Genomic DNA, 24,700 nt, shown 5'->3' with positions numbered 1-24,700 from the left:
GATTATGAAGCCGCCAAGTTTATGCGCAATTTCCGCCCTGCATTTTTCGGCCCTTGTTTTCCACCACCCGACCCGCGCTGCCTTCAATAGCGCAGTTGCGCGTCCCGTCCGGCCGAGGCCGCCTGCGCCAGCGCCCGCGTAATGATGCTGGTGGACACGTTGGCGAAATAGCGGGCGCCCAATGCGCCGTACTTCTCTTCGTCGGCCGGTGTCAGCGCAATGATGCCGGGGCATTTCCCGGCCGATGCGATGGCCTTCAGGCCCTGCTCGATAGCCTGCTGCACGGGCGCCGCCGTCCAGTCGCTGCCATGGCCCATGGCGTGGGCCAGGTCGTTCGGACCGATGAAGACGGCGTCCACGCCCTCCACCGCCGCGATCTCCGCCGCCACCGCAATGGCTTCGGGGGTTTCGATCATGGCGATAAAGCCGATGCCGTCATTGCTGTGTTGCGTGTGCCCTGCCCCGCCGAACGCGCCATAGCCCGCCGCGCGCGTGCTGAAGGCGCTGCCACGGCGGCCCAGGGGCGGGTAATGCACCATGGCCGCCAGCCGCCGCGCCTGCTCGGCGCTTTCCACCATGGGCACCTGCACCGCGCTGGCCCCCATGTCCAGCACGCGCGGCAGGTCGTGTTCAAAGCAGCGCACCACCGGCACAATGCCCGCCGCGCGGGCGGCGCGCAGCATGTGTTCGGTGGTGCCCAGGTCAGCGCTGCCGTGCTCGTTATCCAGAATGATGAAATCGAAACCGGCATACGCGCACATCTCCACGATGGCCGGGCTGGGCAGCCCGTTGAACAAGCCGCGCAAGGGCTTGCCGCTGCGCAGCATGTGCGGCAGGCGGCCGTCCAGGGGATGGTGGGAATGGGTCATGGAAGTCTCCTGCTATGGCTGGGAAAGGCGATCAGTCTGCCTGGATACCGGCGTCCTTGATGACCTTGCCCCATTTATCGATTTCGCTGCGCTGAAATTGCGAGAACGCCGCCGAGCCGCGACCATCCGGCGCAACGCCCAGCGTCAGCAGCTTGGCGCGCACCTCGGGCGTCTTCACGATGGCCGCCAATTCGCGCGCCAGCCGGTCCACCACCGGCGCGGGCGTGCCGGCGGGCGCGAAGATGCCTTGCCAGGACTGCATTTCAAACCCGGGCAAGCCCAGCTCGGCCAGCGGCTTCACGCCCGGCAGGTCGGCCAGCGGCGCGGCGGACGTCACGCCCAACACCTTGACGCGCTTGGAGTCGATCATCGGACGCGCGGCGGCAACGGTTTCGAAGACCATGTCGATCTGCCCGCCAATCAAATCCACCATGGATTGCGAGCCGCCCTTGTAGATGATCTGGCGCAATTGGGTGCCGGAGATGGACTGGAACAGTTGGCCCGACAAATGTTGCGAGGTGCCCGCGCCCGCCGTGCCGTAGGTCAGCGTGTCCGGCTTGGCGCGCGCCGCGTCGATCACCTGCTGCACCGTGTTGAAGGGGCTGTCGGCGCGCACCACCAGCGCATTGCTGACCATGCCCACCAGGGCAATCGGCGTGAAGTCCTTGACCGGGTCATAGCCCAGCTTTTTGATGAAGAACGGGTTGACCGCGTGCGTGGTGATGGTGCCGCCTTCGATCGTGTAGCCATCGGGTTCCGCGCGCGCCGTCAACTGCGTGCCCACGATGCCGGATACGCCCGGCTTGTTCTCAACGATTACCGATTGCCCCAGCCGTGCGCTCAACTGCTCGGCCATCAGACGGGCCACGCCGTCAGACACGCCGCCGGGCGAGAACGGCACGATGTATCGGATGTTCTTGGTGGGCCAGGCGGCGGCGTCGCCTTGGGCGTGAGCCAGGGTGGCGGTCAGGCCGAACGCCGCGACGGCGCTCAGGGTACGGATGAAAATGCTGCGCATGGGTGTGTCTCCTGCTGAGTGTGTTGAGCGCGTTCTGTGTGCGCTTTGGAGTGTTGCCGGTAAAAAAGAAATCAGGGTCCTGCCCGCACGGTGGCGCGTTCAATCAGGCTGCATGGCACGACGATGTCGCGCGGTTGCAGTTCGGCGTGCATCTGTTCGCGCAGCAGGGCCACCGTGGCGTCCACCATGGGTTCGACCTGCTGGCGTATCGTCGTCAAGCGGTACGCGCCCCATGCCGCCTGCGGCACATCGTCAAAGCCCACCACGGCCACGTCTTGCGGCACGGACAGGCCCAGTTCCTGGCGCAGCACGTCCAAGGCCGCGATCGCCATGTGGTCGTTGCCGGCAAGAAGCGCGTCGGGCGCGGTGGGTCCAGGGTCGGCAAACAGCCTGCGCACCGCTTCTTGCGCGCGATCAAAGTCGTAATGGCCCACCTCGCGACGATGCAGCGCGTGACCCAGTTCGTGCAGGCCGTCGACAAAGCCGCGTTCGCGTTCGATGCTGGTCGATGAATCTTCCAGGCCCGCCAGATAGGCAAAGCGCCGGTAGCCGCGCTGCACCAGCAAGCGCGCCGCCATCTGGCCGCCCGCGTAGTTGTCGGACGTGACCGAACTGCTGGCATGCCGCGCCAACCCGCCCAGGATGGACACGCGGTTGAATTGCACCACCGGCACGCCGACCTCGGCGCAACTGCGCGCCACGTTCGAGGACAGCATGGCGGATGCCATGACGATGCCGTCCACCTGGTATTGCAGAATTTCCGCCAGCACGCCGTCCGCCGCTTCATCGACTTCGGCGATGAACATCAGCACGTGATAGCCCTCTTTCTGCAGCTTCTGCGACAGCTTCTCGATCACCAGCGGATAGAACTGGTTTTCCAGATAGCTCATCACCAGGGCCACGATGCGGCTGCGCCGCGTGATCAGGCTGCGGGCCAACGCGTTGGGCCGGTAGCCCAGCTTTTGCGCCGCCGCCAGCACCTTGCGGCGAGTGGCTTCCGACACGCTGGCGCCCGGCGTAAAGGTGCGGCTGACGGCGGACTGGGACACGTCCGCCAGGTCCGCCACGTCCTGGGCGCGCGGCGCGGTCTTCATGCGGCCGTCCATCCCGCATCCAGCATCAGCGCGCTGCCCGTCATCAGGCTGGACGCGTCGCTGGCCAGGAACACGATGGCGCCCATCACTTCTTCCAGCCGTCCGACGCGGCCCAGCGCGTTGCGCGCGCAGACCCAATCGCGAAAGCCGGGCTGCTCCAGCATGCCCGCGGTCATCGGGGTTTCGATGAAGGTCGGGCACACGGTATTCACGCGGATTCCCGCGCCACCCACTTCCCAGGCCAGCGCGCGCGTCATGCCTTCCAGCGCGTGCTTGCTGGCGCAGTACAAGGTGCGCCGGGGGCTGCCCACATGCCCCATCTGCGACGACACGTTGATGATCGACCCCGGCAGACTTTCCTTTAGCAGACGGCGCGCCACCGCGCGGCTGGTGTAGAACGCCGCCTTGACGTTCAGGTCCAGTACCGCGTCGATGTCCTCGTCGGACTGCTCCACCAAGGGCTTAGGGCGATTCATGCCGGCGTTGTTCACCAGGATGTCGAAGGGGTCGGCTTGCGCGACCGCGGCATCCACAGCAGCAGAGTCCGTCACGTCCAGCACCAGCGCGGCGCAGTCGATGCCTTCGGCGCGCAAGGCCTCACAGACTTGCAGCAGTTCAGGTTCGCGGCGCGCCGCCACCGTCACGTGCGCACCGGCGCGCCCCAGCGCGGCGGCCGCCGCCAGGCCGATGCCGCCGCTGCCGCCCGTGACCAGGGCACGGCGTCCGTCCAGACGGAAGTCGGGTCCTTTGGGCAGCGCAATCATGCCTGCGCCTCAACGGGCTGATACCAGGGCAGGTCGGGCCGGTCGCCATAGCGGCGCACGCGGATGTTGGCCTGTTCGCCGTGGCCCGCGAAGTTCTCCATATGGCACAGGCGCGAGCAGTATTCGCCCATCGTCGCGCTGGCCGCGTCGGTCAGCACGCGCTGGTAGGTGCAGGTCTTCAAGAACTTGCCCACCCACAAGCCGCCCGTGTAGCGCGCATTGCGGTTGGTCGGCAGCGTGTGGTTGGTGCCGATCACCTTGTCGCCAAAGCTGACGTTGGTGCGCGGGCCCAGGAAAAGCGCGCCGTAGTTCGTCATGTTGTGCAGGAAGTAATCGGGGTCCCGCGTCATGACCTGGACGTGCTCGAAAGCCAGTTCATCGGCCACTTGCAGCATTTCCTCGATCGTGTCGCAGACGATGACTTCGCCACAATCCGCCCAGGCCTTGGACGCGATGCCGGCGGTGGGCAGGATGGCCAGTTGGCGTTCGACTTCGGCCAGAGTGTCGCGCGCCAGTTGTTCACTGTTGGTCAGCAGCACGGCCGGTGACGTGGGGCCGTGCTCGGCTTGGCCCAGCAGGTCCACCGCGCACAATTCGCCGTCCACGCTGTCGTCCGCGATCACCAGCGTTTCAGTGGGGCCGGCAAACAGGTCGATACCCACGCGCCCATACAGTTGCCGCTTGGCTTCGGCCACGAACATATTGCCCGGCCCGACCAGCATGTCCACGGGCGCCACGCTGGGCGTGCCCACCGCCATGGCCACCACGGCCTGCACGCCGCCCAGCACCAGGATTTCGTCCGCGCCGGCCATGTCCATGGCGGTCACGATGGCCGGGTGCGGCTTGCCTTGATACGGCGGCGCGGTGGACACAATGCGCTTCACGCCCGCCACCTTGGCGGTCAGCACGCTCATGTGCGCCGAGGCCAAGAGCGGATACTTGCCGCCCGGGATGTAGCAACCCACGGCGTTCATCGGCACGTGCTTGTGGCCCAGCACCACGCCGGGATACGTTTCCACTTCCACGTCGCGCATGGAATCACGCTGGATCTGGGCAAAGTTGCGCACCTGGGATTGGGCGAACGCAATGTCCTCGATTTCCCGCGCCGACAATTGCTTGCGGGCCGCTTCGATTTCCGCGCGCGACAGGCGGAAGTCCGCCGGGTCCCAGTTGTCGAACTTGCGGCTGTAGTCGCGCACGGCGTCGTCGCCGCGTGTCTCGATGTCGCGGATGATGGCTTCGACGGTGGCGCGTACCTTGGCGTCATCGTCGGTTTTTACGGCGGCGGTACGGCCGCGCTTCAGATAGCGAATCATGGTTTTCTGGCCCTGCAATCGTGAGTGGTTCAACAAAGTGAGGCCACTTTCGAAGGCTTGCATACGTATGCAAATAGGGAGAAACCCGGATACCGGGCTTCGCTCGCCACAGACTATCGGCGCCTAGCTTGCATCGCCGTGATATCCGTATTTGATGCCGCCCAAGAGGCGCGTGCGCACCGCTTCGTTGAAGGGGTAGGTGTAGGCCTGGCCCACCACCACCACGTGCGCCACATTGGCCAGCACGCGGCGGCGCAGCGCCTGGCCGAGGGATTCGTCGTCGCGCCCGGAATCCGCCCGCGACATCTGCTGGAACAGCTCGCTTTGCGTGACGCCGTTCTGCATGAAGGAAAACGCCGTCCACACGCAGACCAGCGTCAACACCAAGGCCGCGCCCGCCGCGCGCGTCGCAGTGCGGCCCGGTTCCTGGCCAGCAGGCGTACGCAGCCAGACGACCAGCTTGGCGATCAGGTAAAGCAGCTTGGCGAAGTGGCCCACCGCGCCCAGCAGCGAGCACAGCAGCGCCACCGGCGGCACGATGGCCGCACGGGCCGCGTCCTGGCCCAACTGCTGATGCTGTCCACCGCGCTGAAAGTCGGCGGTGTGCGCGGAAAAGCGCGGCAGGGCCTCGTCCACCGCGTGGTCCAGCATGCCGTCGTACAGCCGTTTGAAGCTGGCGGCATCGGTGTAGTTGGCCGCCACGTTCATGTTGGCCGGCACCAACAGCGCCTGGCGCAACAGCTTTTGCACACCGGGGCGGGCCACGAAATCTTCATACGACAGGCCGGGCGGAATGGCATCGCCTTCGACGTGTACGGTACGGCTGCGCAGGGTCTTCCAATACTGCTGCGCCACCGCCTCGTGGAAGGTGGCGCGGTCATGGGGCTGCCAGCCGGCCGGCACCGGCACGCGCTTGCGCACGTCGCGCACCACGCGGTCCTCGTAGCGCGCGGGCACGGTTTCCGGGGTCCAGCCGCGTCGCGACAGGTTCTTGCGGTAATCGCTCCACGCGCGGTCCTGCTCGCGCGCCAGGCCGATGTCTGACGCCACCGGCACACCCGCGTATTTCTTCCAGCGGTCGGCCACGGACTGCATCACCGTGGTGTAGACCTGGTGATAGCCGCGTATGCCCGGCGCCGTCATGCGCACGTCGCGGCCGTCGAAAGTGAACGTCTTCATCTGGCGTTGCAGGTCGGCGCGGATGACCTGGCGCTTCTTGGGTTCGACCTTCTCGTCCAGGTTATCGATGTTGGACAGCAGCACCTGGAACACCGCCAGGAACGCCTTGCCCTCGGGCCGCGCATAGACCGCGTCGTCCACCAGGCCGTCCAGATGCAGGTCGCCCTGCACCAGCGAGCGCTGCAGCAAGCCGGCATTGGTGGCGATGCGGCGGAAGTCGCCGTCGCGCGTATCCACCAGCACATTCACCAAGGTCTTGATGGCGCCGAACACCACGAACGCGGTCACGGCGCAGGCGACGGCGATCTTCAGAAACGAAGGCTTGCCGGTACGCAAGCGCCGCGTCCACAGCACTTGCAACACCACCAGCGCGGCGGCAATGCCTGACAGGCTGCGGCCGAAGAACTCCAGCTCTTCGATGTCGTGCGGCGTGGCGCGGCTGCCCACCACGTCAAGCAGGCGCGCGTTGAAACCAAGTTCAAAACTCAGGTAGACGACCGTCAGCGCGATCAGGATAAGAATCTGGCGAATCTGGGCTTGCCGCACGTCAATCTCTCAGGTCGATTCGGGTCGAGGTGATTTCCTCGTCGGGCAGGTCCAGCTTGGCGGGCGTGCGCGAGGCGCTAGCGCGCGGAGACGAGACGCTGGCGTTGGCCGCCGTCGCGTTGCCGCCCGACACGGGGGCGGGCGGCGCGGGCACGACGCGGCCCGCGCTCTGGGATGGCGCGGTGGCGGGCGTTGCCGGCGTCGGCGCGGGGGACTTGGCCGGTCGACCGGACTTGCCCGATTTGCCAGGCTTGCCCTTGGCGGTCTGCGCGGCCGGAGGCGGATACACGCCGTACTGGCGTATCGACTCCATATAGCCCGAGGGGTACAGCGATTCGTCGGCGAAGGGTTTGGCGCGCGGATTCATACCGGCCACCGACTTCACGTCGCCACGACGCATGCGGCCGTCCTGCGTGTAGACAAAGCGCTCGATCGCGCTGCCTTTGGGAAAGTCCAGCGTCATGGCGCTGCGGTCGTCCTGCACCAGCACGGCCGGGCGGTCGCGGCAATTGCCCAGGTCCCAGGACAGCACGTCCGAGCCCTCGATGGCCAGCACGGTGTAGCGGTAGTCGCAACGACGGGTTTGCGTCTCGATGACCACAACGGTGCGCGGGCCCACGTTCTCGGTGCGCGCCACCCGGGCCGACTCCACATTGTTCAAGGGCACCACGCGCTGGTTGCCCGACAGCTTGACCGAGAAGTTCTTGCCTTCGCGCCGCAACGTGCCCAAGCCCCCGTCTTGCAAGGGGAACTGGCCGATCTCGGTGCCGAACAAGGCCGCGGTGTCGACGCTATAGACGTAGCCGCCACGGGAATTGGTCTTGACCGCGCAAGCGCTCAAGCCTCCCAGCAACAGCAGCGCGGCCGCAAGGCGCAGGGTCAACGAACGGAACAAGAACGGGTGCATCGAGATCATCGTGGTGTCAGGAACGGCCCCGCAATGTATCTCAAAGTTACAAGACGAGGCCAGGCTTGTTTCAATTCCGCGGACGCCACAGCGCCCGCATTTTTTAATCAGCTTTTGCTGACGCCGCCTTGCTTGCTCTCCAGCACGTCCTTGACCAATTCGTTCGCGCTATGGCGGATGACCGACACGCAACGCGCGATGATGGCGCGCAGCAAGGCTTCGGCCGGCAGCGTATCGGCGGCGGCCACAAAGCTCTCAAGCGATGCCGTCACGCGCCCGGGCTTGCCGTCGCGGTCTTGCTGCAAGCTGAGCTTGACCGCCTTGCAGCGATGGTTGACCGCGTTGATGACTTCCAGCAGTTGCACGCGGCTCAGGCCCAGTTCCTCGGCGTCGACAAAGCTCGGGTAGACCAGGCGCAAAAACTCCGGGTCCGACTCGCTCAGGCTGAAGAACATGGTGCCCAGGTCCGGGTGGCGAAACAGCACGTCGCCGTCTTCGTCAATGCGGGCGACCAGGCCCAGTTCTTCCTGGACCACGTTCTGGTACAGGGCGGTCAGCGGGGTGGGGTTGGACATGAGGAGACTCTCCGTTGGGGGTATGGCAAAGGATGAAAGGTGGCGCGACAACCCGCGCCCTTGCCCTCTGCTACGCACCCGGCGCGGAAAGGTTCGAAAAATAGGTTCGACGAACCCCAAGAAAAATAAATCGAACCTTTCCTCGCGCCGTGCATAGAGGTGGGTACAGGCACACAGTGCCGCCACCCACAAGGAAAGACCATGCAAGAGAAAGCGCTGCGCGACGCCCTGACCCAGGCCAAGACCCTCGGCGGCCGTTTGCTAGCCATCGCCGCCCCCGCCGCCGCCCGCGTCAACCGTGGCGACGCCGTGGGCGCATTGCTGTTTTTGCTGGCCACGACCGTGTTCTCGGTGATCACCGTGCGCATGATGGGGTCCAACGCCAGCCTCAGCTTCTATGACCTCTTGCGCCTGCAAAACGGCGGCAGCGCGCAAGGCGCCATGGCGGGTGAAGCGTCCGGCGCGGGCATCTATGCACTGCTGTGGCTGCTGGCCGTGGTGGGCCCCTTGCTGCCGTCGCTGATGCCGCAGCGCGCCGCCCGCCTGGGCTACTTCATGCCGCTGGTCTTGTGGGGCATTGCGCTGGCCGGTGTGGTCTCGCAAGTGCGCGAACTGATGGAGGCCACGCGCCAATTCGCGGGCTTCATGGGCAATTCGCGCGCCAGCCGCAACATGGCGGGCGACATGGCCTCCACGCTGTGGAGCAGCCTGAGCTTTGGTTTCGGCTTCTATCTGTCGTTGGCGATCGTGGCGGGCTTCACCATTCGCGGCATCGCCGTGCTGCGCCGCCGCGCTTGATTTTCCTGGCTTGCACGGCTAAGGTGCCGCTGCCCTCGTCTTGCAGGGCGGCGGCGTCCCGCGCCGATGGGCTGACGTCACGCGCGTCCAGTTCGCCAACAACAAGCTAAACCATGAACTCGCTCGAACCCAAGCGCTACGTCATCACCAACGTCGACGCGCTGTTGCGCATCATGCATGCCGACCCCCGCTACGCGCTGGAGTTCCGCAACAAGGCCGAGCACCACATCACGCTGAAGTTGCGCAAGAAGTTCTTCAACACCTCGCCGGAAGGCGTGGTGGACGCATTCAACAACGCGCTGATGAAGTTCCTGCAAACCCGCACGTTCAAGGACGAAGGCTTTCAGCACGGCCAGCCGCCGGGCGGTTGGGCGGCGCATGAATTGGCGGTCAGCAAGCTGGGCGGCTACCTGTACCGGGGATCGTTGCACGAGCTGATTCAGATGCATCGGCGCACGCGGCACGAAGTTAATTGGAACGGACCAAACGCCGACGGCGACGCGGACGACAACGTCTTTGACGACGCCGAAGACGTTGGCGACCCCTCGCCGTTTGCCGACCCGGCGCATGCCTACGAGCACCTGTCGGTCGTGCAGCGCATGCGCGACTGCCTCAACAAACTAAGCGATACCTTGCGCGCCACGATGTTCCTGTATCTGGACGAAGTGCCGATGGAACAGATCGCCAAGCAGCAAGACCTGCACGTGCCCACCGTCAAGAGCCGCCTGCACGCGGCACGCAAGCTTGTGGCGGACTGCACGCGCAAAGGAATGGACTGATCATGTCTGAAGACCGCGTACTGTCCTACTTGTCCGGCGAGCTCGACGACGACGCGCGCCGCGCGTTCGAGGCCGACCTGGCGCGCGACCCCGCGCTACAGGCCGAGGTCGACGACTGGCGCACGCTGGCGCAAGCGCGCCAGATGGCGCACAACGACATCGGCCAGGCCGAGCGCGACACCGGCTTTCTGCGCGCGCTGGCCGAGCAGGCACGGATAGCGTCCACGCCGAAGCCCGACATCAAAACCACCCGCGCGCGCGTGTGGCAATGGTTGTGGCCCACACCCGCCAGCCCGCTCATGCCCTTGGGCTGGGCGCTGGCGATCGCGCTGTCCGTCGTGGTCGTGCTGCAAGCACCGCAAGACGGCAGCGTGACGGGCGCGGGATCAGGCGCAGGATCGGGAGCAATGCCGGGCGCCATGTCCGACGGCGTGCCGCTGTCGGGCGGCACGCTGACCCGGGGCGGCGGCGCTTGCCCGCGCCTGGTGGTGGATTTGCCCGACGGCGTGACCGCCAAGCAATTGCGCAATACCTTGTCCCAATACGCCGTGTCCGTTGTGGCGGGCCCCGACGAAGACGGCCGCTTCGTGTTGAGCGCGGCGCGCGAGTCCTCCTTGCATGACGCCGCGCAGGCGCTGGGTGCGCGGTCCGTGTCCGTGGCGCCGGCCGGCGTCTGCCCCAAACCATGAAAGCGCCCGTGAACGCCCTCTCCCCCTCGTTGTCTCGCCTGTCCGCGCGACGCCGTCTGCTGGCCGCCTCCCTCGGCGTCGGCCTGCTGGCCTGGCACAGCATTGGCTTGAGCAACCCCACGCCAATCCCGGCGCCAACCCCTGTACCGGCCAAGCGCCGCTTTGCCTTGGTCATCGGCAACGCCCGCTACGCGCTGCCCGCCAACGCCTTGGCGAACCCGGTCAACGACGCGCGCCTGGTCGCCGACACGCTGCGCAAGCGCAACCTGGACGTCACCTTGCTGACCGACCTGACCACCGCCCAGATGGAAGCGGCGGTGGACGAGTTCGCCACCCGCGCCACGGGCGCCGACCTGGCGCTGGTGTACTTCGCGGGCCACGCGGTGGCGGTGGACGATGTGAACTACCTGTTCGGGGTGGAACTGCCCGTGCCGCTGGCCGAGGTGCGCATCCGCACCGCGCAGCAAGGCTCGCTGAGTTTGAAGCGCGTGTCACAGGCCCTGCGCCGCGCGCAGGTACGCGCCCGCCTGCTGGTGCTGGACGCTTGCCGCACCAACCTGACGCGCGGCGCGCCGTCGGCGGGCCTGGTCCATACCGTGCCCGCGGGCGGTGAACTGATCGCGTTCTCTACCCAACCCGGCGCCACGGCTGAAGACGGCTTTGGCAACGAAGGGCCGCGCCACAGTCCCTATGCGTTCTACTTCGCGCAAGGCCTCGCTGACTTGCCGGCGTCCGCACCGGTCGAAACGTTCTTCAAGCAATTGACGGGCGACGTGCAGGTGGCCACCGCCTATCGGCAGATTCCGCACTACGCCAGCAGCCTGGTCGGCACCATCACCTTCACCAGCCTGGCGGACGGCCAGACGCCTGCCGTACCGGGAGCCAAGCCCGCCAACTCCGCCAGTGCCGGCGAACCGGGCAGAGGCCCGTCGCCCACGCTGGGCCGCGATTTGATCAAGGCCCGCATCAGCGCCTGGGAGTACGAAATTGAACGCGGCGCGCAGTACCTGGACGAGCCACGCCTGGCTTCGCTACAGGCGCGCGCGCAAGCGGGCGACGTGGTGGCCATGACCACGCTGGGCCTGATCGCCGAAAACGGCGAGCACGTCACGCAGGACTACAAGGCCGCCGCCCGCTGGTATCAACGCGCCGCCGACCAGGGCTTCGCGCCCGCGCAGACCTATCTGGGTGAACTGGCCGGCATGGGGCGCGGCGTGCCCAAGAACTACAACGTGGCCGAGCGACTGTTCCGCGATGCGGCCGAAGCCGGCCACCGCCGCGCCGCGCTGAACCTGCTGGACCTGCGCGTGCGCATGGGCGAACCCCTGGACCCGCGCGAATGGGCCGAGGTGCTGCAAGATGCGCTACGCAACCCCCCTGGCCTGCCGCAGCCGGGCATGCCGCCCATCCAGGGGCTGCCCGACATGCCCTGGATGCGCGCACTGGGCGTGCGACCGCCCGGGCAGCCTTGAAGTGAACGGCAGGCGCCACTTCGGCTAGGATAATGGCGTCGTCCAACAGCAGGAGATTGCGATGCCCTCACTGAGACACGTCATCCTGGCGGCCGCCGCCGCCCTGGCAATGCCGCTAGCCGCGCACGCCGACAGCGTTACCTTGCACGCCGAACGCGCCACCGCCGGCGCCGATAACACCGGCGCACGCGTGGTCGATGTTGAACTCAAGCCCGACAGCCGCAAGGCGCTGGCCGATTTCACCCGCGAGCGCGTCGGCAAGCGCATTCAACTGCGTTCCAACGGCATTCTGCTGTCGTCGGCCACCTTGATGAGCCCGCTGGAAGGCGATAGCTTTCGCATCACGGCCGGCGAACACGGCTTTGCCGGCAAGTCCGCCGAAGAGATTGCCCAAGGCATCATGAAGGAAGGCGGCCTGACCGTGGACGACGAGAACACGGCCAAGTAGCGGCTGGCTGGCGTCACGCACCAAACACCACGCGCCAACGCGCCAACGTGCCGGTGGCCACCTTCGGCGCACAGGACTCGCACGCCGTGCATCACCCCTCAAACCCGCGCGGGCCGGTTCAGCCCGCGACTTCAAACAGGCCGGCCGCGCCCATGCCTCCGCCCACGCACATCGTGACGACGGCATAGCGCACGCCGCGCCGTCTGCCTTCTATCAACGCATGCCCCGCCATGCGCGCGCCCGACATGCCGTAAGGGTGGCCGATAGCGATGGCGCCGCCGTTGACGTTCAGGCGCTCGTCCGGAATGCCCAACTGATCGCGGCAGTACAGCACCTGGCAAGCGAAGGCTTCGTTCAGTTCCCACAAGCCGATGTCATCGACCTTCAAACCGTGTCGCGCCAGCAATCGCGGCACGGCGTGCACCGGCCCGACGCCCATCTCTTCCGGGCCGCAGCCCGCCACGGCCATGCCCCGATAGATGCCCAGCGGTGTCAGCCCACGGCGGCGCGCCTGGGCGGCTTCCATCACCACGCAGGCCGAGGCCCCGTCCGACAGTTGCGAGGAATTGCCGGCCGTGATGTGGTGGCCGACTTCCAAGCGCTGGCCGTTCTTGAACACAGGTTGCAGCGCGGCCAGGCTGTCCAGCGAGGTGTCGGGCCGGTTGCCCTCGTCGCGGGTCAGGGTCACCGCCTGCGCGGAGGTCTCGCCAGTGGCGCGGTCGGTCACCTGCTTGATGGCGGCGAGCGGCACGATCTCTTCATCGAAGCGGCCGGCGGCCTGGGCGGTGGCCGTGCGTTGCTGCGAGCGCAGCGCGTAGGCATCTTGCGCGGCGCGGGGTATGCCGTAGCGGCTGGCCACGATCTCGGCCGTTTCCAGCATGCTCATGAATATTTCCGGTTGCTCGCGCATCAGGGCATCGTCGAACCAGCGGCTGCGGTTCATGCGGTCGTTCTGCACCAGCGAAATGGATTCCAGCCCACCCGCCACCACGATGTCCATGCCTTCCTGCGTGACCTGGCGCGCGGCCGTGGCAATGGCCATCAAGCCCGAGGCGCACTGGCGATCCAGCGTCATTGCGGCCACGTGCACGGGAAGGCCGGCCCGCAGCGCCGCCTGCCGCGCCACGTTCATGTGGGTGGTGCCTTGCTGCAAGGCGGCGCCCAGGATCACGTCTTCCACCTCGCGGGGGTCGATGCCCGCGCGCGACACCGCATGCGATATCGCATGGCCGCCCAGCGTGGGTGCGGTGGTGTCGTTGAACGCCCCGCGATAAGCCCGGCCGATCGGCGTGCGGGCGGTCGAAACGATGACGGCTTCTCTCATGATGGGTTCCCAGGTCTTGACCGCATTGACCGTGCTGGTCGTGTTGATCTTGCTGATCTTGCTGATCGGGCTGCTCTCGCTGATCTTGTTGATCTTGCTGATCGTGTTGATCTTTCTGATCGTGTCATCGGCGCCAGACGGTGTGGCTTTGCTCACGTGCGAATTGCGTCACGTAGTACGGCCCCAGGCCGCCCTTGCCCGTCATGCCCGACCCCTTCCAACCGCAAAAGGTTTGTATGCCCGGCCAGGCGCCGGTGGTCGCGCCGCTGGCGCGGTTCACGTACAAGGCGCCGGCATGCGCCTGGTTCAGGAACAGGTCGATCTCGTCTTGCTCTTGGGCGTAGCAGCCGGCGGTGAGACCGTAGTCGACCGCGTTGCCGTCATCGATAGCCGCTTGCAGGTCGTTAAACGGCAGCACCGAGACGAACGGCAGGAACAGTTCCTTGCGGTTCAAGCGGTGCTCGGCGGGCAGACCTGCCGCCACGGCCGGGCGCACGTAATGGCCATATGCCAGCTCTCCCGCGCTCAAGCGACGTCCGCCCGACAGCAGCCGGCCGGCGGCGTCCACGTCTTCGCAAGCCGTGCGATAGCGCCGCCACGCCGCTTCGTCGATCAGCGGCCCCATGAACACGCCACGCTCACGCGGATCGCCCACCGTGACGGCCTCGGTGGCCGCGCATAGCCGTTCCAGAAAAGCGTCGTGCACCGCCGCGTGCGCGTATACCTTCGACCCCGCCGAACACTTCTGCCCTTGCAGCCCGAAGGCGGAGCGCAGCACGCCTTGCACGGCCACGTCCAGGTCCGCGCTGGCGGTGATGTAGGTGGGATTCTTGCCGCCCATCTCGGCAATGACCGGCCGCGCGTGGCGGTCCGCCGCCACCGTTTGCAGCAGCTCCATGCCCACGTCCAGGCTGCCGGTGAAGGCGTAGCCGTCGATGCCCGCGTGATGCGCCAGCAGCGCGCCCGTCTTGGCGCCGCCGTACACGCCGTTCACACAGCCCGGCGGCACGCCCGCCGCGTCGCACGCGCCCAGCAGCAACGCCCCCGTCAACGCGGCGCGGGGCGATGGCTTGTAGACCACGGCGTTGCCCGCCAGCAAGGCGGCGCACATCATGTTCACCGACAAGGCCAACGGAAAATTGAAGGGCGCAATCACCGCGAACACGCCATACGGGCGCAGAACATCGTGGGTGCTTTCGTTATCGAAGGCGCGCGCCAGCGGTTGCCGATAGCCATCGCTGCGTTCGGCTTGATCGCAGTAGTAGCGGATCAGGTCCACCGCTTCCTCGGCTTCGCCCAGCGCTTCCAGGCGCGACTTGCCGATCTCGATCATCGTCGCCATGGCGAAGTCGTACTTGCGTTCGGACAGCACCATCGCCAGACGCCGCAACACCGCGATGCGCGCTGTCCAACCCTGCGCGGCCCAAGCCGGTTGCGCATGCCGGGCGCAGGCGATGGCGCGGTCCACGGTATCGGCATCCGCGCAGGGGAAGCGGCCGATCAACAACCAATGGTCGATCGGCGAATAGCATGCGTGCAGGTCTTCGCCCGCCACCGCCTGGCCATCGAAACGATGGCGATGGTCATGGCCCAGCATGCGCGATTCGAAATCGGGCAGGCGCTGGTCCAGCAGGTCGTGCACCGCCGAAAAGTCGGTGTGGATGTTCGAGTAGGTGACGCGAGGCAGGGTGTGGTCGATCACAGCAGCTCCCAGGGCGGCGTTTGGGTCAGTGCGGCCGGCTAGGTGTGGCCGGCTGAGGTGTGGCCGGCGAAGGCGTGGCCAGCTACGGCGTGGCCGGCCGTCGGGCTCAGGCCGCGCGCAACAACGGTTCCAGCGCGCGGCGCAAGGCCGGCGGCAGTTCGACGGGCTTGCTGGATTCACGGTCCACATAGGCGTGGGTGTAGCTGCCCTGTGCAGCCGCCGTCTCGTCATCCTCGCGAAACATCGCGAACTCGTAGGTGACGCTGCTGCGGCCCAGGCGCCCCACGCGCATGCCCAGCACCACGCGGTCGGGAAACGTGACCGGGCGAAAGTACGAGGTCTGGCTGTGCACCACCAGGCCGATCACGGCGCTGGCGCGCAGATCCAGCACGCCCAGCTCGATCAGCGTCTGGTTGACCGCCGTGTCGAAATATTCGTTGTAGACCACGTTGTTCATGTGGCCGTAGACGTCGGTGTCGCGCAGCCGCGTCGTCATCGGCAGCAGACGCGGGTAGTCGCCACGCGCGTGCGGCGCGGCGCGCTGGGGTTGCGGCGTTTGCTGATGCGGTTGCTGATGCTGATTCGGCTGCGGTTGTTCTGCGCTGGCGTTCATGCGGCCTCCTGTGCGCGCTTCAAGATACGGGCAACGTGGGCCAGCCCCTCGGGCGGCTCGATCAGCGTGTCCAGGCTGGCGATCTCATCAAAGTGCGCGGCGATGCTTTCCGGCGTGCGTTCGCTTTCTGGAAAATACATGCCCGCGCTTTCCACGATGGCCAACCGCGCGTAGGTGCCCGCGCCCGCCAGCAACGCCGTGCGGCTGGGCGCGCCTTCGGCCACCAGGAACAAGGCCGCGGGCGTCACATAGGCGGGATCCAGCGCGCGCAGCGCCTCGGCGTCGAACATCTCGGCGGTCATGCGGGTGGCGGCGGTGGGCACCAGCGCATTCACATGGATGCCATGCTTCTGGCCTTCCAGGTGCAGCACGTTCATCAGGCCGACCACGCCCGCCTTCGCCGCGCCGTAGTTCGATTGGCCGAAGTTTCCATACAAGCCCGAGGTGGACGTGGTCATCAGGATGCGGCCGTAGCGTTGCTCGCGCATGATCGGCCACACGGCGCGCGCGCAGTTGGCCGAGCCCAGCAGATGCACGTCGATGACGGCGTTGAAGTCGTCGGCGCTCATCTTGGCGAACGTCTTGTCGCGCAGGATGCCGGCGTTGTTGATCAGGATGTCCACGCGCCCCCAGGCGTCCATGGCGCGCGCCACCATGGCGTCCACGGCCGAGGTATCGCAGACGTTGCCGCCGTCGGCAATGGCCTGCCCGCCCGCCGCGCGGATCTCGTCGACCACGGCTTGCGCCGCGCCGCCAAAATCATTCACCACCACCCGGCAGCCGCGCGCGGCCAGTTGCAGCGCGTGGCTGCGGCCCAGCCCTTGTCCGGCGCCTGTCACGATGGCGATGCGTTCGTCAAAGCGTATGGTCATGGCGGTCATCCTTGAAGCACGGTCATGGTGATCCAGTCAGCCACCAAGGCGGGGCGCGCGGCGCCCTCGATCTCGACGGTGACGGCGTAGCGGGTGGTGAATTCACGGTCGTTGCGGGACGTGAATTCGCTAAGGACAAAGCGGCCGCGAATCCGTGCCCCCACGGGCACCGGGGTCAGGAAGCGGACTTTGTCGAAACCGTAGTTGATGCCGATGGCCCCTTCGAATACGGGCAGCACCTGCAAGCTGAACCGGGTCAGCAGCGACAACGACAGAAAGCCATGAGCGACCGGCCCGCCAAACGCGCTTTCACGTGCGGCGCGCTCCGGGTCCACATGAATGAACTGATGGTCGCCAGTGGCGTCGGCAAACAGATCCACCTGCGCCTGCGTGACGGTGAGCCAATCCGACACGCCGATTTCTTGCGAAACCAGGGCAGCCAGGGTTTGGGGGCTGGTAAGAGGGGAGGCAAGATCTGTCGTCATGGAAGGCCGTTATTGGACTAGGTGATCAGGGCTATGCGATGAGGGGCTGCGTGGTCCGGACTGCGGGAAACGGGCTGCCCGATAGGAGTTGCATGAAGAGAGTTGCATGAAGAGAGGTGCCCGAAAGGCCTGCATGACAAGCGCCACGCGAAAGAGCACCGTCATGCGATGGAACACCAAAACATACCGAGTAGTATAAACTTCGTTTTTCCGATTTGCATAGTGCGCCGTTCGCTGGTGAGCGCCGGTGCAAAAGTGTCCCGCCACGCGGCGCGACACGGGGCGATTGGCTAAACTGGCGCTTTGCCGCGACGCATGGATGGAGATAGGCGCAATGAATGGGGAACCTACGGTGACGGCTGCACGCGATGACGGCATGGGCAACATTGAACTGCTGACCGCGGCGGCCGAGTGCTTCATGGAGCAGGGGTTCCACGCATCCAGCATCGACGACGTGGCGCGCCGGCTGGGCGCCACCAAAGGTCGCGTCTACCACTACTACCGGTCAAAAACCGACCTGTTCTTCGACGTGCACCGCGAAGGCATGCGGCGCAACTTCGAGGCCGTGCGTCCGGTCATGAAGGAACCAGGCACCGCCGCGCATCGGCTGGCGCTGATGCTCAAGCACCATGCGCTGTCCATGATGGAAAACCTGGCGTTTGAAACGGTGGTGGTGCAAGGCGTACACATGCATCGCCTGGGCGCGACCACCCCCGCGCAGCGCCAGACCCTGGCCGACCTGATGACCATCCGCGACGATTTCGAAGCGCTGTTCAAGCGCGTGGCCTACGAAGGCGTGGAAGACGGCTCGCTGGCCATCGACGATGTATCAGTCGCCATCAAGGCGGCACTTGGCGCCATCAACTGGCTGGCCGTCTGGTATCGCCCGCGCCTGGGCGAAACCCGCGACGACCGCGAAATCCTGGCCAACAAAGTCGTCCACACCATCATCGCCGGCCTCGGCACCCGCCCCTGACGGCAAACGTCGCGGTCACCCCGCGACGCCCCCACCGTCTCTGCCGCCTCTGCCGTTTCTCCCGTTTCTGCTGTCCCCACCGTAGGATGGGTGAAGCGCGCAATGCCCTCAACAAGAACCCCAAGACCCAACGCGCGCAACCCATCACCGCAACCTAACCGCATCACCGCAACCTAAACACCATCACCCCAACCTCTCCCTCCGCAACCGAACCCCCGCGCGTTCCCGATCCCACGTCCCCGCCGCCACCCCCTCGCTGCGCAACACATGCTTTTGCAGCTTGCCACTAGCCGTCTTGGGCAACTCCTCCACCACCCTCACATACCGCGGCACCATGTAATGCGGCACCCGCTCCGCCAGCCACGCGATCAACTCGCCCGGATCCACCTGCGCGCCCTCCACCGCCGTCACCACCGCCAGCACATCATCCTCACCGTGCTCACTGGGCACCGCCACGGCCACCGCTTCCCGCACCGCAGGGTACGCACAAATCTCCCCCTCAAGCTCGAACGACGAGATGTTCTCTCCGCGCCGCCGGATCACGTCCTTCAAACGATCAACAAAGAAAAACGTGCCGTCCGCCTCGCGCCGAAACGCATCCCCCGTGTGGAACCAGCCGTTGCGCATCGACGCGGCGGTGGCTTCGGCGTTGCGGTAATAGCCCGAGAACAGCGCCCAGGGGCGATGCGAACGGATCAGCAGCTCGCCCACCTGGCCGTCCGGCAGCGCGCGGTCTTGCGCATCGCCCACGCGCAGTTCGAACCAGGGCCTGGGCTTGCCGCAGTGCCCGGCCTCGGTCAGGCCCGGCCCGGCGCTTAGCGGGCTGGCAATCTCGGTCATGTTGTAGACCGTGTAAAGGTCCACGCCAAAGCGCGCCTGAAACGCCGGCGCGTCTTCGCCAAACGGCACGATGAACGCACTACGCAACGTGTGCTCGCGGTCGCGCGGCGACGGCGGCTGCTTGAGCAGGAAGTTGGCCATCACGCCCAGCAACAGCACGACCGTGCTTTCGGTGTCGCGGATGGCGTCCCAGAACTCGGCGGTACGAAACTCCGGCACCATCGCGATCGACCCGCCATAAGCCAGCATGGCGTACACGTACAAGGTGCTGCCGCAATGGAAGATGGGGCCCGCGATCATGCAGCGGTCTTCCGGCGTGATGCAGTCGAAGGCGTCCGGCCCCATGGTGTAGATCTGCACGTAGGACGTCACCACGCCCTTGGACAGCCCCGTCGTGCCGGACGTGTACATGATGGACTGCGTATCCCAGGGCTCAATGGGCGTCTCGGTAGCCAGCAGCTCCGGCGCGGGGTCGCCCGGTTCATCCACCAGCGGCGCGAACGACACGCCGGCCAGTGGCTCGGACGGGTTGAACGACGTACCGCCATCGCCTTCACCCGTGAGCAGCACGTGACGCAGCGCCCCCGCCTGCAATTCCTGCAAGCGCCCCACCAGCGCGCGGTGCGCCAGCATCAGCGAGGCCTGGGCGTTTTCCAGCACATGGGCCAGCGGGCGGCCACGCAGCGCGGTGTTCAGCGGCACGTACACCGCGCCCAGATAGTTGATGGCGAACCAACTGACCAGCAGCTCGGGCCCATTGCCCATCCAGCACAGCACGCGATCGCCCTGCTTGACGCCCGCGCGACGCAGCGTCGCTGCCCGTCGGCGTACCTGCGCCAGCGTCTGGGCATAGGTCCACGCCGGACCCTTATGGAATTGAACAAAGATACCGTCTGGTATCTTTTTCGCTTGCGCTTCCAGCAGATAGCGCAGCACGCATGCCTCGCGCTCGGGAACGGCTGCCCCAGCCTCGTCATTCATCAACTGTCTCCTCATCTTGTGGTTTCGCCTTATTTTTCATGACTTCCCGGCGGCCATCCAGCGTTGATGGATACGGACTTACCCGCACCCGCAATGAAGAACCGTCCAGGAAGCCTTGCGGCTTTCAACATACTTGGTAGTATATCCACCAAATTCCTCAAAACAAGCACGGAAAAATCCCATGAGCATGGTTTCAATCGAGCGTGACGATGGCGTGGCGGTGGTGCGTTACGACCGTGGCGGCAAGGCCAATGCATTGAACCTGACCGCCATGGACGCATTGATAGCTGCCGCCACCGAGTTAGCGCGCGACGAACACATCCGCGCCGTGGTGCTGACCGGCACGCCCGCCGTCTTCAGCGCCGGCATAGACCTGAAAGACCCCGCGCTGTGGACTCATGACGATCCCCTGACCACGCAGCGCGCCTTGGCGCGGGGCGAGGCGCTGTGCCGCGCGTGGGCCAACCTGCCGCAGGCCACCATCGCCGCCGTTGAAGGCGCGGCCGTGGGCGGCGGCGCGGTGCTGGCGCTGGCGTGCGATTGGCGCGTGCTTTCAACCAACGCCTTTCTGCGCCTGCCCGAAGTGCGGCTGGGCCTGCCGCTGGCCTGGGGCGGCCTGCCCCGGCTGGCCAGCCTGGTGGGGCCCGCTCGCGCCAAGCGGGCGCTCTTCACCGACCTGCAATTGGACGCCGATACCGCCCACACCTGGGGCCTGGCGGACGTAGTGGCCCCCACCGGCGACGCGCTGCACGCCGCAATGGCCTTGGCGCGCGATGCCGCCGCCTGCCCGCCTTTGGCGCTACGCCTGAGCAAACGCGCCATCGACGCCCAATTCGACGCGAGCCACCTGGCGCACGCGCAGACCGATCAGTTCCTGTTGTGCCATCTGCTGTCCCAACCCACCGCCGTATTACCAATGCCGCAAAGATCCGCGTAAACAGCGGACGCCCCCTTGGAGGAAGACATGAACCATTACCTACGCGCCCTGCTCGTTGCCGGGGCATTCGCCATACCGGCCGCGCACGCGCAACCCAACACGCCCATCCGCATCGGCGTCCTGACCGACCTCTCCGGCATGAATGCCGACCTGTCCGGCCAAGGCTCGGTGGAAGCCGCCCGCATGGCGGTGGAAGACTTCGGGCCGACCGTGCTGGGACGCAAGATTGAAGTCATTGCCGGCGACCACCAGAACAAGGCGGACGTGGGTTCCGCCACCGCACGCCGCTGGATCGACCAGGAAAACGTCAAGGCCATCGTCGACGTGCCGACCTCTTCCGTGGCGCTGGCGGTGCAGGAAATCACGCGCACCGCCAACATCGCCTTTCTGGCGTCCACGGCCGGCACATCGGATTTGACGGGCAAGGCCTGCTCGGCTTCCACCGCGCAATGGACCTACGACACCTATGCGCTGGCCAACGGCACCGGGCGCGCGCTGACCGAGTCCGGCATGAAGAAGTGGTACTTCCTGACAGCCGACTACGCCTTCGGCCACGCCTTGCAGGCCGACACCGAAAACGCCGTCAAACAGGCGGGCGGCCAGACCTTGGGTTCGGTCAAGCATCCGCGCGCATCGAACGATTTTTCGTCGTTCCTGTTGCAAGCGCAGGCCTCCAAGGCCGAGATCGTGGCGCTGGCCAATTCGTCGGGCGACACCACCATGGCGATCAAGCAGGCCAATGAATTCGGCCTGATCAAGGGCGGGCAAAAACTGGCTGGCTTGCTTATGTTCATTACCGACGTGGACGGCGTGGGGCTGGAGCAGGCGCAAGGCCTGGTCCTGACCAGCGGCTTTTACTGGGACATGGACGAGCGCACGCGCGACTGGTCCAAGCGCTACGCCGAACGGATGAAGGGCCGCGTGCCAACGATGGCGCAAGCAGGCGTCTATTCCGCCGTCCTGACGTTCCTGAACGGCGTGAAGGAAAGCGGCAAGCTGGAAGGCGACGCGGTGATGAAGCAGATTCGCGGCATGAAGATCGACGACATGTTCGCGCGCAATGCCTATCTGCGCGAAGACGGCCGCCTGGTGCACGACATGTACCTGGTGGAAGTGAAGAAGCCGTCTGAGTCCAAGGCTCGCTGGGACTACTTCAAGATCCTGCGCACCATTCCGGGCGACAACGCCTTCCGGCCGCTGGACCAGGGCGGATGCACCTTGGTCGCGTCGAAATCAGCAGCGACAAAATCTGCCGCCAGCACATCCAGATAATCACGCTTGCTTGCGTTTGGCCGGCCCCGCGCAAGCGGCGCCGGCCTTTTTTTCGCGCGCCGATCACCCATAAACCCTTTCAGCGTGGTGTCATTAACCTTTCATTTGCGGCTTCTAGTATTGCTCGTCCATTCAGGCACAGCCCATCAACGCCAGGAAGCCACATGAGCAAATCCATCTCCGACAAGATCGTCCGCAACCCCAGCCAGAGCAGCCCGTTCAGCGAAATTCTGGAAAAGAATCTGTCGCGCCGCATGGTCATGCGCGGCGGTCTTGCCGCCGCCTTCGCCACGATGACCAGCCTTGGCCTGGCTGGCTGTAACAGCAGCGATGACAATGATGACGACAACGTCGGCGGTGCCCCGACCCCCACGCCCGAAGTCCCGCCGCTCAAGCTCGGCTTCGATTCCCTGCCCACGTCGATGACGGACGCTTGCGTCGTGCCGCAAGGCTATGTGGCCCACGTGTTCGCGCCGTGGGGCACGCCGTTGAACGACAACGCGCAGCCCTGGGACCAGAACGGCAACAACACGTCCAACGACCTGCTCAATTCCATGGGCATGCACCACGACGGCATGCACTTCTTCCCCATCGAAGGCAGCTCCACCGAAGGCCTGCTCGCGATCAACCACGAATACATCGACCAAGGCGCCCTGCACCCCGCCGGCCCCACGACGGTGGCCGGCAAGCGCCCCGCTGAAGAAGTGCGCAAGGAAATCAACGCGCACGGCGTGGCCATTGTGCATGTGCGCCGTGAAAACGGCCGCTGGAACATCGTCAACAACTCGCGATACAACCGCCGCTTCACGTCGGCCACCGCGATGAAGCTGGCCGGCCCCGTCGGCGGCACGGACTGGGTCAAGACGCCCTTCTCGCCCAACGGCATGCAAGTGCGCGGCACCAACAACAACTGCGGCAACGGCTACACGCCGTGGGGCACCTACATCACCGCGGAAGAAAACTGGGCAGCCTGCTTTGTGAACACTGGCGTGCGCCCCGCGCACCAGCTTCGCGTTGGCGTCTCCGCCGGCCCCGCTGGCCGCTACCAGTGGGAAACCGCCGCGGGCGATGTGACCGAAGTGCAGGGCGAATTCGCGCGCTTCAACGTCACCGAAACGGGCGTCGACGCCACGCAAGACTGGCGCAACGAAGTCAACGGCTTCGGCTACCTGGTTGAGATCGACCCTTACGACCCCGCCAGCATCGCCACCAAGCGCACCGCCATGGGCCGTTTCGCCCATGAAGGCTCCGCCTACAGCAAGCCCGAAGCCGGCAAGCCGCTGGCCTTCTACAGCGGCGACGATTCACGCTTTGAGTACATCTACCGCTTCGTGTCTGAAGCCGTGTGGGATCCGAAGGACGCCGAGCGCACCGACCGCCTGGCCGTGGGCGCGAAGTATCTGGACAAGGGCACCTTGTACGTGGCCCGCTTCAATGCGGACGGCACAGGCGAATGGCTGGCATTGACGGGCACCACCGTGGGTGCGGGCGGCCGTACACTGGCCGACGAATTCGGCAGCCTGGACGCCATTCTGATCAACACGCGCGGCGCAGCCGACTTCGTGGGCGCCACCCCGATGGACCGCCCGGAGTGGACCGCCACGCACCCCACCAACGGCGACATCTACCTGACGCTGACGAACAACACCAGCCGCAACGCCGGCACCGGCACCAACCCGCCCAATCCGCGTCTGAACAACGTCAACGGCCACATCATCCGCTGGCACGACGAAGCCGGCTCGACCAAGTTCGACTGGGATATCTTCGTGTTTGGTTCGGATGCCGGCGCCGACGCCGACACCAACCGCTCGGGCCTGACCGCGCTGAACCAACTGGCCAGCCCCGACGGTATCGGCTTCGACACCCGCGGCATCTTGTGGATTCAGACGGACAACGGCATCGACGGCGGCCGCAACAACGACGTGGCGCGCGCCACCAACGACCAGATGCTGGCCGTCATCCCCGGCGCGCTTGCCGACAGCACCGGCACGGGTCCCGCCATCAACGCGTCCAATCAGGCGGACCTGCGCCGCTTCTTCGTCGGCCCCAACGAAGCCGAAGTTACGGGCTTCGCGTTCACGCCGGACTACACCAGCATCTTCCTGAACATCCAGCACCCGGCCAACTGGCCGGCCTACGCCACGGACGACGCGACGATCGCAGCCACTGGCACCGTACGCCCGCGCGCGTCCACGGTGGTGATCCAACGCGCCGATGGTGGACCGATCGGAGTGTGATCGACAA

23 protein-coding genes are annotated in these 24,700 nt (G+C 66.0%); 9 read left to right on the top strand and 14 right to left on the bottom strand.

What is annotated here, in order from left to right:
* Positions 1-83: 83 nt before the first annotated feature.
* The 8 genes from CVS48_RS08715 to CVS48_RS08680 all read right to left on the bottom strand — a co-directional run bounded on the left by CVS48_RS08715 (position 84) and on the right by CVS48_RS08680 (position 8,268).
* Positions 84-869: an HpcH/HpaI aldolase family protein gene (locus CVS48_RS08715; protein WP_100854091.1), complete on the bottom strand. Its 786-nt coding sequence runs from the start codon at positions 867-869 to the stop codon at positions 84-86.
* Positions 870-900: 31 nt separating this feature from the next.
* Positions 901-1,887, bottom strand: a complete 987-nt coding sequence (locus CVS48_RS08710) for a Bug family tripartite tricarboxylate transporter substrate binding protein (RefSeq protein ID WP_100854090.1) — start codon at positions 1,885-1,887, stop codon at positions 901-903.
* A 71-nt stretch (positions 1,888-1,958) separates the two neighbouring features.
* Positions 1,959-2,981 (bottom strand): LacI family DNA-binding transcriptional regulator, encoded by a 1,023-nt coding sequence (locus tag CVS48_RS08705; RefSeq protein WP_100857570.1) that lies wholly within the window; start codon positions 2,979-2,981, stop codon positions 1,959-1,961.
* A complete protein-coding gene (locus tag CVS48_RS08700; protein WP_100854089.1) occupies positions 2,978-3,745 on the bottom strand; it encodes an SDR family NAD(P)-dependent oxidoreductase in 768 nt (255 codons plus the stop codon). Before CVS48_RS08700 ends, CVS48_RS08705 begins: the two co-directional genes overlap by 4 nt.
* The gene (gene hisD / locus CVS48_RS08695; RefSeq protein ID WP_100857569.1) at positions 3,742-5,061 is read right to left on the bottom strand and encodes a histidinol dehydrogenase; all 1,320 of its coding nucleotides are present in this window, start codon (positions 5,059-5,061) and stop codon (positions 3,742-3,744) included. The genes CVS48_RS08700 and hisD overlap by 4 nt, the downstream gene beginning before the upstream one ends.
* A gap of 123 nt (positions 5,062-5,184) precedes the next feature.
* A complete protein-coding gene (locus CVS48_RS08690) occupies positions 5,185-6,786 on the bottom strand; it encodes a hypothetical protein (protein WP_100854088.1) in 1,602 nt (533 codons plus the stop codon).
* 1 nt (position 6,787) lies between these two features.
* Positions 6,788-7,702 carry a hypothetical protein gene (locus tag CVS48_RS08685; RefSeq protein ID WP_242001338.1) on the bottom strand — a complete coding sequence of 305 codons (915 nt, stop codon included), beginning with the start codon at positions 7,700-7,702 and terminating at the stop codon, positions 6,788-6,790.
* A gap of 98 nt (positions 7,703-7,800) precedes the next feature.
* Entirely contained in the window at positions 7,801-8,268 is a 468-nt protein-coding gene (locus CVS48_RS08680) for a hypothetical protein (protein WP_100854087.1), read from the bottom strand.
* Positions 8,269-8,469: 201 nt separating this feature from the next.
* Between CVS48_RS08680 and CVS48_RS08675 the strand changes: the two genes are divergently transcribed.
* The 5 genes from CVS48_RS08675 (at position 8,470) to CVS48_RS08655 (ending at position 12,454) form a co-directional block, all read left to right on the top strand.
* The gene (locus CVS48_RS08675; RefSeq protein ID WP_100854086.1) at positions 8,470-9,066 is read left to right on the top strand and encodes a hypothetical protein; all 597 of its coding nucleotides are present in this window, start codon (positions 8,470-8,472) and stop codon (positions 9,064-9,066) included.
* 113 nt (positions 9,067-9,179) lie between these two features.
* On the top strand, positions 9,180-9,845 hold the full coding sequence (locus CVS48_RS08670; protein WP_100854085.1) for an RNA polymerase sigma factor: 666 nt from the start codon (positions 9,180-9,182) through the stop codon (positions 9,843-9,845).
* A gap of 2 nt (positions 9,846-9,847) precedes the next feature.
* The gene (locus CVS48_RS08665) at positions 9,848-10,534 is read left to right on the top strand and encodes an anti-sigma factor (RefSeq protein WP_100854084.1); all 687 of its coding nucleotides are present in this window, start codon (positions 9,848-9,850) and stop codon (positions 10,532-10,534) included.
* 8 nt (positions 10,535-10,542) lie between these two features.
* On the top strand, positions 10,543-12,006 hold the full coding sequence (locus CVS48_RS08660) for a caspase family protein (RefSeq protein WP_242001339.1): 1,464 nt from the start codon (positions 10,543-10,545) through the stop codon (positions 12,004-12,006).
* 61 nt (positions 12,007-12,067) lie between these two features.
* On the top strand, positions 12,068-12,454 hold the full coding sequence (locus CVS48_RS08655) for a SecDF P1 head subdomain-containing protein (protein ID WP_100854082.1): 387 nt from the start codon (positions 12,068-12,070) through the stop codon (positions 12,452-12,454).
* Between the two features lie 118 nt (positions 12,455-12,572).
* Here the strand turns inward: CVS48_RS08655 and CVS48_RS08650 are convergent, their stop codons facing one another.
* The 5 genes from CVS48_RS08650 to CVS48_RS08630 form a co-directional block, all read right to left on the bottom strand.
* A complete protein-coding gene (locus CVS48_RS08650; protein WP_100854081.1) occupies positions 12,573-13,778 on the bottom strand; it encodes an acetyl-CoA C-acyltransferase in 1,206 nt (401 codons plus the stop codon).
* Positions 13,779-13,902: 124 nt separating this feature from the next.
* Positions 13,903-15,480 carry an aldehyde dehydrogenase family protein gene (locus CVS48_RS08645; protein WP_100854080.1) on the bottom strand — a complete coding sequence of 526 codons (1,578 nt, stop codon included), beginning with the start codon at positions 15,478-15,480 and terminating at the stop codon, positions 13,903-13,905.
* Positions 15,481-15,586: 106 nt separating this feature from the next.
* Positions 15,587-15,976: an acyl-CoA thioesterase gene (locus CVS48_RS08640; RefSeq protein ID WP_242001401.1), complete on the bottom strand. Its 390-nt coding sequence runs from the start codon at positions 15,974-15,976 to the stop codon at positions 15,587-15,589.
* A 113-nt stretch (positions 15,977-16,089) separates the two neighbouring features.
* Positions 16,090-16,965 (bottom strand): SDR family NAD(P)-dependent oxidoreductase, encoded by an 876-nt coding sequence (locus CVS48_RS08635; protein ID WP_100857567.1) that lies wholly within the window; start codon positions 16,963-16,965, stop codon positions 16,090-16,092.
* Positions 16,966-16,970: 5 nt separating this feature from the next.
* On the bottom strand, positions 16,971-17,450 hold the full coding sequence (locus CVS48_RS08630) for a MaoC family dehydratase (RefSeq protein ID WP_100854078.1): 480 nt from the start codon (positions 17,448-17,450) through the stop codon (positions 16,971-16,973).
* Between the two features lie 334 nt (positions 17,451-17,784).
* Here CVS48_RS08630 and CVS48_RS08625 point away from each other — a divergent pair, with 334 nt between their 5' ends.
* Positions 17,785-18,426: a TetR/AcrR family transcriptional regulator gene (locus CVS48_RS08625; protein ID WP_100854077.1), complete on the top strand. Its 642-nt coding sequence runs from the start codon at positions 17,785-17,787 to the stop codon at positions 18,424-18,426.
* Between the two features lie 183 nt (positions 18,427-18,609).
* On the opposite strand, the gene CVS48_RS08620 is transcribed toward CVS48_RS08625, so the two are convergent.
* The gene (locus CVS48_RS08620) at positions 18,610-20,247 is read right to left on the bottom strand and encodes an AMP-binding protein (protein WP_100854076.1); all 1,638 of its coding nucleotides are present in this window, start codon (positions 20,245-20,247) and stop codon (positions 18,610-18,612) included.
* Positions 20,248-20,428: 181 nt separating this feature from the next.
* Between CVS48_RS08620 and CVS48_RS08615 the strand changes: the two genes are divergently transcribed.
* The 3 genes from CVS48_RS08615 (at position 20,429) to CVS48_RS08605 (ending at position 24,693) form a co-directional block, all read left to right on the top strand.
* The gene (locus CVS48_RS08615) at positions 20,429-21,184 is read left to right on the top strand and encodes an enoyl-CoA hydratase/isomerase family protein (RefSeq protein WP_100854075.1); all 756 of its coding nucleotides are present in this window, start codon (positions 20,429-20,431) and stop codon (positions 21,182-21,184) included.
* A 27-nt stretch (positions 21,185-21,211) separates the two neighbouring features.
* Entirely contained in the window at positions 21,212-22,456 is a 1,245-nt protein-coding gene (locus CVS48_RS08610) for an ABC transporter substrate-binding protein (protein WP_100854074.1), read from the top strand.
* A gap of 164 nt (positions 22,457-22,620) precedes the next feature.
* Positions 22,621-24,693 (top strand): PhoX family protein, encoded by a 2,073-nt coding sequence (locus tag CVS48_RS08605; RefSeq protein WP_100854073.1) that lies wholly within the window; start codon positions 22,621-22,623, stop codon positions 24,691-24,693.
* The last annotated feature ends 7 nt before the right edge of the window (positions 24,694-24,700 follow it).

It is taken from the genome of Achromobacter spanius (assembly GCF_002812705.1).
Lineage (GTDB): Bacteria > Pseudomonadota > Gammaproteobacteria > Burkholderiales > Burkholderiaceae_B > Achromobacter > Achromobacter spanius.
This window is presented reverse-complemented; position numbering and strand designations above follow the sequence as displayed.

What these genes read in the sequence shown, in the direction of transcription:
- CVS48_RS08715 (WP_100854091.1), bottom strand. Translation starts at nt 869, where the DNA reads ATGACCCATTCCCACCATCCCCTGGACGGCCGCCTGCCGCACATGCTG.
- CVS48_RS08710 (WP_100854090.1), bottom strand. Translation starts at nt 1,887, where the DNA reads ATGCGCAGCATTTTCATCCGTACCCTGAGCGCCGTCGCGGCGTTCGGC.
- CVS48_RS08705 (WP_100857570.1), bottom strand. Translation starts at nt 2,981, where the DNA reads ATGAAGACCGCGCCGCGCGCCCAGGACGTGGCGGACCTGGCGGACGTG.
- CVS48_RS08700 (WP_100854089.1), bottom strand. Translation starts at nt 3,745, where the DNA reads ATGATTGCGCTGCCCAAAGGACCCGACTTCCGTCTGGACGGACGCCGT.
- hisD (WP_100857569.1), bottom strand. Translation starts at nt 5,061, where the DNA reads ATGATTCGCTATCTGAAGCGCGGCCGTACCGCCGCCGTAAAAACCGAC.
- CVS48_RS08685 (WP_242001338.1), bottom strand. Translation starts at nt 7,702, where the DNA reads ATGATCTCGATGCACCCGTTCTTGTTCCGTTCGTTGACCCTGCGCCTT.
- CVS48_RS08680 (WP_100854087.1), bottom strand. Translation starts at nt 8,268, where the DNA reads ATGTCCAACCCCACCCCGCTGACCGCCCTGTACCAGAACGTGGTCCAG.
- CVS48_RS08675 (WP_100854086.1), top strand. Translation starts at nt 8,470, where the DNA reads ATGCAAGAGAAAGCGCTGCGCGACGCCCTGACCCAGGCCAAGACCCTC.
- CVS48_RS08670 (WP_100854085.1), top strand. Translation starts at nt 9,180, where the DNA reads ATGAACTCGCTCGAACCCAAGCGCTACGTCATCACCAACGTCGACGCG.
- CVS48_RS08665 (WP_100854084.1), top strand. Translation starts at nt 9,848, where the DNA reads ATGTCTGAAGACCGCGTACTGTCCTACTTGTCCGGCGAGCTCGACGAC.
- CVS48_RS08655 (WP_100854082.1), top strand. Translation starts at nt 12,068, where the DNA reads ATGCCCTCACTGAGACACGTCATCCTGGCGGCCGCCGCCGCCCTGGCA.
- CVS48_RS08650 (WP_100854081.1), bottom strand. Translation starts at nt 13,778, where the DNA reads ATGAGAGAAGCCGTCATCGTTTCGACCGCCCGCACGCCGATCGGCCGG.
- CVS48_RS08640 (WP_242001401.1), bottom strand. Translation starts at nt 15,976, where the DNA reads ATGACGACGCGGCTGCGCGACACCGACGTCTACGGCCACATGAACAAC.
- CVS48_RS08635 (WP_100857567.1), bottom strand. Translation starts at nt 16,965, where the DNA reads ATGACCATACGCTTTGACGAACGCATCGCCATCGTGACAGGCGCCGGA.
- CVS48_RS08630 (WP_100854078.1), bottom strand. Translation starts at nt 17,450, where the DNA reads ATGACGACAGATCTTGCCTCCCCTCTTACCAGCCCCCAAACCCTGGCT.
- CVS48_RS08625 (WP_100854077.1), top strand. Translation starts at nt 17,785, where the DNA reads ATGAATGGGGAACCTACGGTGACGGCTGCACGCGATGACGGCATGGGC.
- CVS48_RS08620 (WP_100854076.1), bottom strand. Translation starts at nt 20,247, where the DNA reads ATGAATGACGAGGCTGGGGCAGCCGTTCCCGAGCGCGAGGCATGCGTG.
- CVS48_RS08615 (WP_100854075.1), top strand. Translation starts at nt 20,429, where the DNA reads ATGAGCATGGTTTCAATCGAGCGTGACGATGGCGTGGCGGTGGTGCGT.
- CVS48_RS08610 (WP_100854074.1), top strand. Translation starts at nt 21,212, where the DNA reads ATGAACCATTACCTACGCGCCCTGCTCGTTGCCGGGGCATTCGCCATA.
- CVS48_RS08605 (WP_100854073.1), top strand. Translation starts at nt 22,621, where the DNA reads ATGAGCAAATCCATCTCCGACAAGATCGTCCGCAACCCCAGCCAGAGC.